The 12,487-nt window shown below is 69.2% G+C and carries 8 protein-coding genes and 2 pseudogenes; 4 read left to right on the top strand and 6 right to left on the bottom strand.

Annotated features, from left to right (window positions below):
* Positions 1-392: 392 nt before the first annotated feature.
* Complete coding sequence (locus tag O3Q52_RS36675; RefSeq protein ID WP_269652936.1) at positions 393-1,235, top strand: cation diffusion facilitator family transporter; 843 nt, start codon at positions 393-395, stop codon at positions 1,233-1,235.
* A gap of 451 nt (positions 1,236-1,686) precedes the next feature.
* On the opposite strand, the pseudogene O3Q52_RS36670 reads toward O3Q52_RS36675, so the two are convergent.
* The 4 genes and pseudogenes from O3Q52_RS36670 to O3Q52_RS36655 all read right to left on the bottom strand — a co-directional run.
* A pseudogene (locus tag O3Q52_RS36670) lies at positions 1,687-2,034 on the bottom strand (TerC family protein); the annotation flags it as partial.
* Between the two features lie 464 nt (positions 2,035-2,498).
* Positions 2,499-3,524 carry a C40 family peptidase gene (locus O3Q52_RS36665; protein ID WP_269652935.1) on the bottom strand — a complete coding sequence of 342 codons (1,026 nt, stop codon included), beginning with the start codon at positions 3,522-3,524 and terminating at the stop codon, positions 2,499-2,501.
* 232 nt (positions 3,525-3,756) lie between these two features.
* Positions 3,757-4,668: a M56 family metallopeptidase gene (locus O3Q52_RS36660; RefSeq protein WP_269652934.1), complete on the bottom strand. Its 912-nt coding sequence runs from the start codon at positions 4,666-4,668 to the stop codon at positions 3,757-3,759.
* A complete protein-coding gene (locus O3Q52_RS36655; protein WP_269652933.1) occupies positions 4,665-5,039 on the bottom strand; it encodes a BlaI/MecI/CopY family transcriptional regulator in 375 nt (124 codons plus the stop codon). The genes O3Q52_RS36660 and O3Q52_RS36655 overlap by 4 nt, the downstream gene beginning before the upstream one ends.
* Positions 5,040-5,943: 904 nt before the next feature.
* On the opposite strand from O3Q52_RS36655, the gene O3Q52_RS36650 reads away from it, so the two are divergent.
* The 3 genes from O3Q52_RS36650 (at position 5,944) to O3Q52_RS36640 (ending at position 10,506) form a co-directional block, all read left to right on the top strand.
* The gene (locus tag O3Q52_RS36650) at positions 5,944-7,599 is read left to right on the top strand and encodes a VanW family protein (RefSeq protein ID WP_269652937.1); all 1,656 of its coding nucleotides are present in this window, start codon (positions 5,944-5,946) and stop codon (positions 7,597-7,599) included.
* Between the two features lie 433 nt (positions 7,600-8,032).
* Positions 8,033-9,196: an aminotransferase class V-fold PLP-dependent enzyme gene (locus O3Q52_RS36645; protein ID WP_269652932.1), complete on the top strand. Its 1,164-nt coding sequence runs from the start codon at positions 8,033-8,035 to the stop codon at positions 9,194-9,196.
* 722 nt (positions 9,197-9,918) lie between these two features.
* A complete protein-coding gene (locus O3Q52_RS36640; protein WP_269652931.1) occupies positions 9,919-10,506 on the top strand; it encodes a hypothetical protein in 588 nt (195 codons plus the stop codon).
* 435 nt (positions 10,507-10,941) lie between these two features.
* Here O3Q52_RS36640 and O3Q52_RS36635 read toward each other — a convergent pair whose 3' ends face one another.
* Both O3Q52_RS36635 and O3Q52_RS36630 read right to left on the bottom strand, forming a co-directional pair.
* A complete protein-coding gene (locus O3Q52_RS36635) occupies positions 10,942-12,201 on the bottom strand; it encodes an MFS transporter (RefSeq protein ID WP_269652930.1) in 1,260 nt (419 codons plus the stop codon).
* Positions 12,198-12,487 (bottom strand): annotated as a pseudogene (locus O3Q52_RS36630) (pyridoxal-5'-phosphate-dependent protein subunit beta); the annotation flags it as partial. The pseudogene O3Q52_RS36630 and the gene O3Q52_RS36635, both read right to left, overlap by 4 nt.

The following is a 12,487-nucleotide window of genomic DNA, read 5'->3' as shown; positions in this document are numbered from 1 at the left end:
CGCTGCACGGGCTGCGGGCGCGCCGGCCGCCGGGGAGCGGGGCCTGTCGGGCGCAGCGGTCGCATGAGGTCGGGCATTCGGCGAGTCAGTCGCGCTGTCAGAAGTGGTGCGGCTGTTCGTCCGTACGCCGGTCGCGCAATCACCCCTCCGTACTCGGGCCCGTCGAGGGCCCTTATCGAGCTCGTTCGAACCGGTTGTATTTCCGCAGGTCAGGGGCCTGTTAACGGAGATGACAACGGTCACCGATGCAGCCTTTGCCCCTTTTGGTCCCTGTGTGTTTCTCTGTCTGGAAAAGACACCGGGGAATGGGGAGGCAGGCGGTCATGGGCGGAAGCGGTCACAGCCATGGGGTGGGCAGTCACGCGGGGGGCCGGCACCGATGGCGGCTCGCGGTGTCATTCGCCATGGTTGGTTCATTCTTCGTGGTCGAACTGGCCTACGGGCTGCTGTCGGGCTCGCTCGCGCTCCTGTCGGATGCCGGACACATGGCCGCCGACGTGGTGGCGCTGGGTGCGGCGCTGGTGGCAACCCGGATAGCCACCCGGCCCGACACCACCGGCCGCCGCACCTACGGCTCCTATCGCGCAGAGGTGTTCGCCAGTCTGCTGTCGGTGCTGCTGATGCTCGGTGTATCGGTCTATGTGGTCGTCGAAGCCGTCGGCCGCATCGGGGGTGGCGCCGAGGTCGCCTCCGGTCCCATGCTCGTCGTGGGTGTGCTCGGCCTGGCGGTCAACGTGGTCGCGCTGCTCCTGCTGCGGTCCGGCGCGGCCGAGAGCTTGAACGTCAAGGGCGCCTACATGGAGGTGGTGGCCGACACTGCCGGCTCGGTCGGCGTGATTCTGGCGGGCGGGCTGGTGGCTGCCACCGGTCAGCCGATCTGGGACACTCTGGTCGCCCTCGCCATCGGTGCTTTCGTCGCGGTGCGCGCCGTTGCGCTGGGCCGGGAGGTCTTCAGCGTCCTCGGCCAGCATGTGCCGGCGGGCATGGACCAGGCCGCTGTGGCTGACGATCTGGCCGCCGTCGGCGGCGTGAAGGACGTGCATGACCTGCACCTGTGGACCCTGACCTCGGGCATGAACGTGGCAACGGCTCACTTGGTCACCGCCGACCGAGCCGACAACCACGCTGTACTCGACGAGGCGCGCGACTTGCTGCGCGATCGCCATGGTGTCGCCCATGCCACCCTGCAGGTCGAACCCGCCGAGCACACCGGCTGCGAGCGCGTCGGCTGGTAGAGGAAGCGGAACTGGGCGAACGGCGAGCAACTCGTCACGTCGTTCGCCCGCCAGGCCGAGAGGGCCCGCGCGGCGCTGCAACGTTCCCATCGCGTATACGTCCAGGAAGCGCAGGGCCTCTCCAGATGCCTCTGCCCGGAGGCCAGTTGCTGTCCGGTGGCACAGCAGCGGTCGCCGGGTGACTCCTTTGGCCCCGGTTCGCGGTGAGGACCTGGGTACACGGGGCCGGGTACCTGCCCGGCCCGTCCGTCGGCCACTCGTCGTGTCCGCCGTACCTTCCCGAGGGACATGACCAGATCATGGGCGGTCCCACGGCCAGAACGGGCGACCTCAACGTCAGGGCCCGCCGGACGGTGCCGCCGTCCGAGTTGTAGAGGGGCTCAGGGGTCCGCTGAGGAAGTCGTGCCGGGCGGGGATGGTGCTCATGTGTGAGACCGCGGCCAGGGAGACCTCAGTGGTCGGGAGGGCGGTGCTCGCCATGGGCGGCGTGGGGCGGGGTGCCGAGAACGGCTCCGGCGTGCGCCTTGGCTGAGGGATCGCGCCGGGATTTGAGCAGGCTGGCCACCGTGGTGATGGCCAGCACTGTGCCGATGACCGCCAGCGACACGGGCGTGGAGATCTCGGGCACCCGGGAGTCGAGGCCGTGCCCCCAGTGCAGGATCAGCTTCACCCCGATGAACGCCAGGATCAGCGCCAGCCCGCTCGACAGGTACACCAGCCGGTCTAGCAGACCGCTTACCAGGAAGAACAGCGCGCGCAGACCCAGCAGGGCGAAGGCGTTGGCCACGAAGACGATGTAAGCCTGTTCGGGACCGATCGTCAGAGCCCACCCGAGCGCGGTGACCTGCCTACCAGACCTCCCATTGGTCTCGTCTTCGTCGGACGCCGCACCATGCCCGCGTCGGACCTGCGCGTCACTTCCACGATCATCTCCAGCCATCACCGGATGCCTGAACACCGAGTCGCCCGACCCGCTGGTAGTCGTCCTCTTGGCATCCGTGATGAGCGTTCGCGGCGTCGGTGTGCCTGTCTCACCCGCCGGCCGTGGGTGCTCGCCCGCCGGAGCCGGGCCTGGACCGACGGGATCGCCTGCCGGCTTGCCTACGCGCCCAACGGCATCGAGCCCGAGCGCTTGGGCGGGATCGCCGGCGCCGCTGGGGTGAGCGCATTCTTAGGTGATCGCGGTTCCCATGCGGTCGAGCAGTGAGCGGGCAGCCGGGCGTGCGGTCACTGAAGTCCCTTGCGTAGCAAGGGTGTCGGCGCTCAAGGTCTGCTGGCTGCGAAGAACGGCATGGAGTCCACTGGGACGATCTCGACGTTCTTGCCGGTGCGCGGCGCGTGGATGGCTTTGCCGTTTCCGACGTACATGCCGTTGTGCTGGGTGTCGTTGTACCAGTAGATGATGTCGCCGGGCTGCATGTCGGATTTGGCCACCTTGCGGCCGGCGTCGTACTGCTGCTTGACGGTGCGGGGGAGCGAGACGCCCGCCGCGCGCCAGGAGGCGCCGGTGAGTCCTGAGCAGTCGAAGGAGTTGGGGCCGGTCGAGCCCCACTCGTAGGGCTTGCCGAGCTGCGCATAAGCGAAGTCGAGGGCGGCCTTGCCGCGGCCGCTGGCTGGGCCGTTGTAAGTGGCGGCGGAGTCGCTGACGCCTGCGGCGGCGTCGTCCCGCTCCTGGGCGGCCTCCATCCTGGCGCGCTGTGCGGCGGTCAGGCTGTTGAGGAGTTTGCGCGCCTTGGTGAGCTTGGCCTGGACCTCGTCCTTCTTCTTGGCGGCCTTGGTGCGGGTCTCCTCCAGGGCCTTCAGGCGTTTCTGAGCACCCTCGCGCTCCTGGGCGAGTTCGCGCTGCTTGGCCTGCATCGTCCCGAGGGCCTCGGCCTGCCGGCTACTCGTACGGTCGAGCATCTCGGCCTGCTCGAGGTAGTCGTCCGGGTCGCCGGACAGGAAGAGCTGCACGCTCGGATCGATGCCTCCGCTGCGGTACTGCGCGGCTGCCAACGGTCCTATCTTCTCCCGGAGTTCGTTGACCTCCTGCTGCTTGCGGGCCAGCCGGTCCTGTGCGCTGTCGACCTCGCCCTGCAGCTTCTGCTGCTTCTCGCGGATGGCGTTGTACTCCTCGGTGGGGCCCGTGGCCTCCTCGTAGAGCTTCTCCACCTGCTTGCGGACCTCGTCCACCGTGGGCTTGGGAGCCGCCTGGCTCTGCGTCGGCAGGAGGCTGACGGCGCCGGCGGCCATGCCGAGCGTGGCGATCCGGGCGCGGCTGGGCGGCTTGGGCCGACGGTGCGTTCCCATCGTGGAGAGACTCCTCTGTGCGTCTGCGGATCGAGCGACGGGCTCTGGTCGTCGGGCCGACATGAGTCGCCCTCGGCACCGCCCCATGGACCCAGAGCCGGGCGCGGAACCCGGGCCCGCGTCCCGGCATCCCCGGCATCATCAAGCAGATTAGAACTTAGTAGCTTCGTATTAGGCGTCGCAAGTGAGTCGGCGTCACAGTGGCCTCACGAGGAACCCGTCAGCTCGGGTGTCAGCCGAGACCGGGCGGACAGGCGACGAGCAAAGGCAGCAGCGGCACCGCCACGACCGCGGCGGCCACGGAACTACACAGGGCGGGGTGCGCAGCCTCGCGCGGGCCGAGGACCCGCTGCAGACGGATCAGGACGGTCTGGCCGGCCGCCGCCAGGGCGCCCTTCGGGGCGCGGGCCGCGGCCATCTCGTACATCGCCGTGGCCAGCGCCTCGTGGCAGTGGCTGCGCAGAGCACGGTCGTCCGCCACCATTTCCAGCAGGAGCGCCGTCTGCTCCCGGGCATGGCGGGCCAGCGGCAGCCACCGGAACACCGAGTGGAACGCCTCCACGGCGGCCAGGAACAAGTGGTGACGGCCCGCGATGTGGGCCTGCTCGTGTTCCAGTACGGCGGCGAGCTGCTCAGGGGTCAGTTCGCGTACGGCCGCGTCGCTGATCACGATCCGGGGATCGCGGCCGGGCAGGCAGTAGGCGGCGGGAATGTGGTACGGCAGGACGGTGGCGCCGAGTCGAGCCGAGTGGCGGCCCACCAAGTCCACCGCCTTCCGGTGCTGTGTCCGCACCCGACGGGCTCGTGCGACGTGGAAGGCGAAGCTTGTGCCGAGGGCCATGCCGATCGCGGCGGGGACGCCGACGGCAAGCCGCTCCGCCATGCCCGGGTCGGGCTCGGCCGTTCCCACGTCCACGCCGCAGGCGTGGAGCAGGCCCACCAGGTCGGCGTGCAGGTGCTCGGCCGGCATGGCCAGGTTGTACGCGGTGAGCGCGGCCCCGATCGAGAACGAGATGGCCAGGGTGTGCCACACCGCGGCCGCCAGGGCGGGGGCCCGGTGCGGCCATCTTCCTCGCAGCATGAGGCGCGGGGCGACGAACCCCACCGCTGCGGTGTAGCCGATCAGGGCCGGGACAGCGTTCACGGATTGGGCTGGGCCTGTCGTCCCACGTTCCGCAGGGCCTTGCGCAGGGCGGCCACCTCGTCGTCCGACATGTTCTCCACGAAGTGGACGAGCGCGGCCGAGCGGTCCTTGCTCTCGCCCAAACCGTCCTCCATGAGTGCCGCGGCGTACGCCTCGCGGCTGCGCACCGGCGTGTACAGCCAGGCGCGGCCCTGCTTGCCGCGCAGCAGCCAGCCCTTGGTGTACAGGATGTTGGTGACCGTCATCACCGTGGTGTACGCGACGGGACGGGTCTTGTTGATGTCGTTGACGACCTCGCGCACCGTCGCCGGACGGTTCCACGTCCAGAGACGGTCCATGATCTCCGCTTCGAGATCCCCCAGCCGTCGCATCGCCCTGACTTCCTTTCGCCATCCAGTACGCAAGGCCATAGTAGGCGGCCGCTCGGTCAGGCTTTCGGTCGAGGGTGAAACGTCACGCCCGCCCTGTGAGTTCGTAACCCGCCTCGTCGACCCGCCTTGCGCAATCGGGCATCTTTGAGCGCGGTGGGGGGCACGGGCTACCTCTTCTGGGGCTAACAACAACTGTAGGCCGCCTTTGTGTGCACTGGCGGCCACCACACTCGCCTATTTAACTAAGCAACTTAGTCGGATAGGGAAGTGGGTTGCATGCGACCAGTCGGGGAACCGGCTCGGTGGCGAGTCGGAACGGCATCGCCGCCATCGGGCACCCGCCGGAGAACAGGAGCTGTCGTGTCCATTGCTCACGTGGTCGGCCCGGCCCCGGTTTCCGGCCGCAGGGCGAGTGCGCTCGCTGCGGCCTGCACCGCACCATGTCGTCACCCGCTCCGGCAGGTCGGGGGGTGTCTGCACTGTGATCCGCCACAGGCGCCAGGGAAGTGGCGGGCCTGCGTCCCCGAAGCCGTCGTACCCCGTGAGTGACATTTCGTACAGCTTCAGCTGCCCCGGACCTCCGCTCTGCGGAAGAGGGAGCAGGGGCCCGTCCGCAGCGCACTTTGGCCACTTTCTGCGTCGAACCGTCGTCCCGATGGAGGGCACCCGCTTCGAAGCGGCAGTGACGGAGCTCATGGAATCACCACAGAAGTCTTCCTATCATCGCCCGGCAGGCGGCTTGCTGTGCGAGTTGACCGGGCCACGCGCCAGCCACACACGAGGAGAACCGGTGCTTCGTTCATCGCGTATCGGCCCGTCCGCCAACGCCACGCCCCCACCCGAAACGGCGCCGCTCGCCGGCATCACGCCGACCGGTCGTCGCCGAATACGCCGTGCCGCTCTCGTGACGGGGGCAGCGGGTCTCGGTTTCGGCGGGTTGTATGTGGTGGGGCTGCTGGCCTCTGGGGACGACATCATCGAGGGCACCCGGGTGAGCGGTGTCGACATCGGAGGGCTGAGCCGATCGCAGGCGCGGGAGAAGCTGGACAGCAGCCTGGGCGGGGCCTGGTCGGAGCCAGTGAAGGTGCGCCTCGGCGAGAATGAAGGCACCGTCGATGTGGCCGGCATCTCATTGGACAGTGAGGAGACCGTCTCCCGTGCCGCGCAAGCGGGGTCCGGTCCCTTCACCGTGATCGGCCGCCTGTTCACGAGCGGTGACCGCGAGGTCGACCCCGTGATCCGCGTGCACGAGGCGAAAGCACGCGCATCACTGGCTGACGAGGCGAAGGCGTACGACCGGAAGGCCCGAAAGGGCGCCATCACCTTCAACGCGGGCGAGCCGGTGCCGGTGCGGCCGATGACCGGGCGGTCCCTGGACATGGAAGGTGCGGTCGAGGCGCTGGCTTCGGCGGTCCCGGGCCAGAGGGAGGAGCTGGCGCGGCTGCCGGTCCGCACGACCGAACCCAAGATCGGCGCGGCGGAGGTGAACCGCGCGATGAAGGAGTTCGCCACGCCCGCGATGTCGGCTCCGGTCACGCTCACCGTGGAAGACCGGGAGGTCGAGATCAGCCCGGCGACGCTCGGTAAGCACCTCACCATGAATCCGGACGGGGGAAACCGGCTGGCCCCCGCGCTCGACGCCAAGGGGCTCCTGGCTGATCCTGCGGTGGCGAGTCCGCTCGCGCTGGCCACCGACAAGGCGGTCAACGCGAAGCTGCGCCTGGACGGCGGGGGAGTGGCGGTGGCCTCGGACGGCAAAGCCGGGCAGGAGGTCACGGCCGAGGCGCTCAAGAGGGCCGTACTGCCGCTGCTGACCGGGACCGGCACGGCCCGCACCGGAGCGCTGGACACCGAGAAGGTCGAGCCCGAGCTGACCCGTGACAACGTCGGCCGCCTGGGCATCAAGGAGAAGATGTCGACCTTCACGGTCAACTTCGAGCCCACCCCCTACCGCGTCACGAACATCGGCCGCGCCGCCGAACTGATCGACGGGTCGGTCGTACTGCCCGGCGAGACCTGGAGCCTGAACCGCACCGTGGGCGAGCGGACCAGGGCCAACGGGTTCGTGGAAGGCATCATCATCAACAACAACCAGTACGAGAAGGCGGCCGGAGGCGGCGTCTCGACCGTCGCCACCACGGTCTTCAACGCCATCTTCTTCGCCGGCGTGAAGCCGGTGGAGTACGGGGCGCACTCGTTCTACATCGAGCGCTACCCGGAGGGCCGGGAGGCGACGGTGGCCTGGGGGAGCCTCGACCTGAAGTTCCGGAACGACTCGGGCAAGGCGATCTACATCGACGCGCGCGCCACGGACACCTCCGTCACGGTCACCTTCCTCGGCACCAAGAAGTACGGCTCCGTGGAAGCGGTCAAGGGCCCGCGTACCAACGTGAAGCAGCCGGGGACCCGCGAGGGTGCGGAGAAGAACTGCGTCCCGCAGACCCTGCTCGAAGGCTTCGACGTCGCGGTCGACCGGGTCTTCAGGAACAGCGACGAGGAGGTCAAGCGGGAGACCTTCAGGACCCGGTACGTACCCCGCGACGAAGTCACCTGCGACTGAGCAACCGCCGGGTGACCAGCGCGAACCGGCGGCGCACTCCCGGGCGGGAACGCGGGACGGCCCGGTCGCGGTACCCGCCGACCGAGCTGGTTCAAAGCCTCGCCCAGACCCGGAGAAGGGGCGGCTGTCAGAGCCGGGTGACGGCGAGGCCGCGGGATGCTGCACGAGCGCGATGGCGGAGTGAGTCACCCTGCGGCAAGGAGCCGCCCGTGAACCACCAGCATGCGGCCCGTGCGCATACCCCAACACGTGCACCAGCGCGCCCACGGCCACGGCACGCCCCGCCGCACCCCAGCCCGCCGACAGCGCTCTCACCCGCACTGGCATATCGCTCAACGTGCTTATCCGTATACGCAAAGTGCCTGTTAGGTCCAAACGGCCGAATGCCTCCTGGCCCGGGGGAGGAGGCCAGCAGCCCTGTAATGGAGGTCCCATGGCCCTGTCCCGGCGCCGTGTGGTCGCCGGACTCGGTGCGGCGGCCACCGCCGCACCGGTCGGCTCCGCGCCATCAACACCACCTGATCCAGTGACCGCCCCGGCAGGCCACGGTCCTCACCGGCTCGCCCAGGACGAACGCTTCTGGCGCGAGGTCGCCCGCCAGTACCGGGTCAGCGGACAGTTCACCAACCTCGAGAACGGCTACTACGGGATCACCCCTGCCGCGGTCCGGCACGCCTACCGCCGCAACGCCGACCGCCTCAACACCCTCAGCTCCTACCTCCTGCGCAGTACCTACAAAGCGGAAGCCGACCAGGTAAGGGAACGCACCGCAACCCTGGCAGGCGTCGACAAGGAAGAGATCGCCTTCACCAGAGGCGGCACCGAGGCCCTGCAAAACCTCATCGGCGGCTACCGGCTCCTACGCCCCGGCGACGCAGTCATGTACGCCGACCTCGACTATCACAGTGCCCGCTACGCCATGAACTGGCTGAGGGACCGCAGAGGCGTCGACGCCGTACGGATCACCGTGCCCGAACCGGCCACCGCCCAGGCCGTTATCGACACCTACACCCGGGCGCTGGATCAGCACCCGCGAGTCAAACTGCTGCTGCTCACCCACGTCAACAACGTCACCGGCCTGGCCCTGCCAATCAGTGAGATCGCCACTGCCGCCCGCGACCGGGGGGTCGACGTCATCGCGGACGCCGCCCACTCCTGGGGCCAGCCCGACTTCGCCATCTGCTCCCTGCATAAATGGATGGGCGCCCCTCTAGGCACGGGCTTCCTCTACATCCGCAAAGGCCGACTCGGCGACATCGACCGCGCCTTCGCCGACGAGACCTACCCCGCCGACGACATCCGCTCTCGCGTCCACTCCGGGACCCTCGCCGCCGCCGCCGTCCTCACCGTCCCTGCCGCACTGGACTTCCATCAAGCCCTCGGCAGTGCCGTCAAACAGGCCCGGCTGCGCTATCTGCGCGACCGCTGGGTCCACCAGGTCCAAGACATCACCAACCTCGACATCCTCACCCCCGACCACCCCGCCTCATACGGCGCAATCACCTCATTCCGCGTGAGGGGACACACCACCCAGCCCGAGAACATCGTCATCGCCCAGTACCTTTTCGACCAGCACCAGATCCTGACCGTCCGCTGAGGCGGCCCCACCAAGGGCGACTGCGTACGAGTCACCCCCGGCACTCTTCACCCTCGCCCGCCACGCCGACCAATTCGCCACGGCGCTGCGCGACACCGCCCAGCACTTTCGAACCTGACCGCCGGTTGGTTACCGAACACGCGATACCACCGCCTCCGGTGGGGCGCCCCGGGCAGCTGACGCTCTCGCAAACCGTGCTTTGCCAGAGCAAGATCGAAAGTGGGCCGCCGAACTCCGGTTGCTTCCCCAGGGGCAAGATCTTCAACGAGGAGATCAGCACCGGGGTGCGGGTTCGCCAGCCTTCGCCTACGGCGTCGGCCTGGGTCTGCCGTTCCTCGTCGCCGCGAACAGCTTCCGGCATGCGCTGTGAAGGCGTTCGGGTTCGCACGCCGTGACGCGCGGGGCGTGATGCGGTTCGGCGGGGCGATGCTCGTCCTCGTCGGAATCCTCCAAGTCAGCGGTATTTAAACGTACTTCAAGGGGCGACTGCGCTATTGAGTAGCTGGCTTCCAGCCGTGGCTGTAGCGCCTCATCCGCAAGAAGCAACAACAGCGCGGCCAGGAAACAGCGTCCGGTGGACTTACCTGCCGCTCCATCGGGCCGGTGTCGCCAGGAAGCCTGTCCAACAGCACCCAGAAGGGAGTGATCCGCGGCCTGGTCGGACAGGGGCCGGACACCCCGCTCTCGAAGAGAGGACACCGAGCAGGGACAATAGCCTCGACATGTTCGTCCAGCCTGTCGGTTACCGCACCGTGAAGGGCAGCGCCGTCCGCGCAGCCGCCGTCGCGGTGCTCGGCAGCGCCTTGGCGGCCGGACTTCACCACGCCACGGGCGGCTTGCCAGTTTCGGGGCCAGCGGTGGCGCTCGCGGCGTCCGTACTGTTCGTGGGCGCGTTCGTCGCGTTCGCGGTCTGCTCGCCTCGTACGACGGCGGTGCTCCTGGCGGCTGCGCAGGGGGCCTTGCCGATCTGGCTCAACACCACCGAACCGCTGGCTGCTTCGGACGGCCATTACCGGTTGCCGCCCACGTGGCATCACAGCGGTCCGGCCATGGCCGCCCTGAACCTCGCGATGGCCCTGGCTCTGACCTGGCTGTTTCGCAGTGCGTGCGAGTTGCCCGCCCGGCTGGTGAACGCCTGCCTGGAGCCTGCCCGGCAGTGGCTGCTCCGACTGGCCGGCTTCCTCGGACTGCTTCTGCCTGTTCCCTACGGGGCGGTGACGTCCCGGCCGCGCAGGCGAGCCTCGGGCACTCCACTGCTTCCCGTCGCCTGCCTCGCTCTTCGGTATCAGCGTGTGCCGTGCGGGCCGTGAGTTCGGCGTATCGCCGAACCCGCCCGCACGACTCGTGCGACCGGCCCCGACCGTGATTGTGCACGGCCCGGGGACCGTTCGCGACCACTGATGTCCTGGAGCGTTTCGCCATGCCCATCCAATTGGCCGGGTGTTGCCCGGACGGTTTCGTCCGTGCAGTCCTGGCATCCGACAGCCCTGCGCCCGATGACAGATACGCGCCCGAACACGACGACTCCGGCGGAGGTCTGTTCGACTTCCTCGCCTCCACCCAGATGATCCTGCTCGTGGTCTGGGGGTGTTGGCCGTTGTCCTGCTGGTCCGGGTGCACTTCATGCACCGACGGGAGGACAGGAACCTCGAAAGAGAGGCTCCTCACGGTCCGGCGCCGCAAGACCGCGAAGGCGAGTGACGCCGGGCAGACCGACCGCTCCGTCGGCCTGCCCGGCGGTTGCGTCAGGCGGGGACGAGCTGTGGTTCCTCTCGTACGGCCAGGCGTCCGCTGCGAGCGAGCGCGGCGACGGACGCCGCGCACGCGAGCCCGGTGGCGGTCAGGGCGCCCCAGGTCAGCCAGAGGGCGTCGTGGCGCTCGGCGAAGTCCCAGAGGGCTCCGGTGACGAGGTTGCCGATGGTGATTCCGAGGCCGGAGACGGTGTTGTACAGGCCGTAGTGGGTAGCGACTAGGCGGTTGCCGGAGAGGGCGACCACGGTGTCCATCTCGAACGGGTAGACCACGGCGCTGCCCGCCGCGAGCAGCACCACGGCCGCCACCAGGGCGGAGAGCACCGCGGCGGTGGCGCCGGGCGGGGTGAGGGCCAGGGGCAGGAAGGCGAGTCCCATCGCGGTCAGTCCGCGGACCAGTGCCCGCCCGGGACTCCAACGCCGCTTCGCCCAGCCGGTGAGCCTGAGCTGGCCCATGACGGCGACGGCGGCGGAGACGACGAAGAGGCCGCTGGTGACCCAAGTGCCCTTCGATCCCAGGGCGCTGGACGCGGCCAGGGGAAGGGCGAGGTAGACCTGGAAGGTCAGGACGTACGAGCCGATCATCGCGGTGGCGAAGAGGAGGAAGGGACGGTTGGCCACAACCGAGTGCCACTGGGCCAGCACCCCGTCCGGTGCGGCCGTGGTGCCTGCCGTCTCCCCGCGGCGCGCAGGCAGGGCGCGCCACTGCAGCACGGTCAGTACGGCGAAGATGGCGGCGGCCGCGGTGCACACGAGCCGGAAGTCGGCGGCCAGCAGGGCGAGGCCGACCAGCGGGCCGAGGAGCATGCCGGCCTGGTAGTAGACGTTGAAGGTGGCGAAGGCGTCCACGCGCCGCTCGCCCGCTTCGGCGGCCAGGTAGGCGCGGACGGCGGGGTTGAACAGGGCGCCCGCGAAGCCGGTGGCCGCGGAGGCGATGACCAGCGCGGGGAGACTGTCCACCCAGCCGAGCAGGCCGAAGCCGAGCGTGCGCAGGAGGCAGCCGGTCATGATCGGGGCCTTGTAGCCGAAGCGGTCGGCGATGGTTCCGCCGATCAGGAACATGCCCTGCTGGGAGAAGTTGCGTACGCCCAGGACGAGGCCGACCGCCCAGGCCGCGAGACCGAGCCCTCCGGACAGATGGGCGGCGAGGTAGGGCATGAGCATGTAGAAGGCGAGGTTGATGGCGAACTGGTTGGCCATCAGCAGGCGTACGGCGGGCGGGAAGGAGCGGGTCTGCTGCCACAGGTGCGTCATCGAGCGGCTCCCGCGAGCTCGTGCGCAGTGGCGGCGGGGTTGACGAGCGGGTCGGTGATGCGGGCGCAGCGGGTCCAGCGGGTGATGACCCGGTCGGCGGGGTCGGCGATCTCGTCCGGGTCGTCGGCGGGCAGATGGCCGAGGAGGCCGTGTTCGCGGCAGTACGCATCGTCGAAGACCGTGCCGACGTAGCGTTGCGGGCCGTCGGGGAAGACGGCGACGACCCGGTCCTCGGCCGGCAGGGTGCGGGCCAGCCAGCGGGCCACCAGTGCGACGGCGCCGACGC

Origin of the sequence: Streptomyces sp. ActVer (genome assembly GCF_027270795.1) — a bacterium.
Lineage (GTDB): Bacteria > Actinomycetota > Actinomycetes > Streptomycetales > Streptomycetaceae > Streptomyces > Streptomyces umbrinus_A.
This window is presented reverse-complemented; position numbering and strand designations above follow the sequence as displayed.

Bases quoted from the DNA above. Each gene is read 5' to 3' on its own strand.
- O3Q52_RS36665 (WP_269652935.1), bottom strand. From the start codon at position 3,524: ATGGGAACGCACCGTCGGCCCAAGCCGCCCAGCCGCGCCCGGATCGCC.
- O3Q52_RS36655 (WP_269652933.1), bottom strand. From the start codon at position 5,039: ATGCGACGGCTGGGGGATCTCGAAGCGGAGATCATGGACCGTCTCTGG.
- O3Q52_RS36645 (WP_269652932.1), top strand. From the start codon at position 8,033: ATGGCCCTGTCCCGGCGCCGTGTGGTCGCCGGACTCGGTGCGGCGGCC.
- O3Q52_RS36640 (WP_269652931.1), top strand. From the start codon at position 9,919: ATGTTCGTCCAGCCTGTCGGTTACCGCACCGTGAAGGGCAGCGCCGTC.
- O3Q52_RS36635 (WP_269652930.1), bottom strand. From the start codon at position 12,201: ATGACGCACCTGTGGCAGCAGACCCGCTCCTTCCCGCCCGCCGTACGC.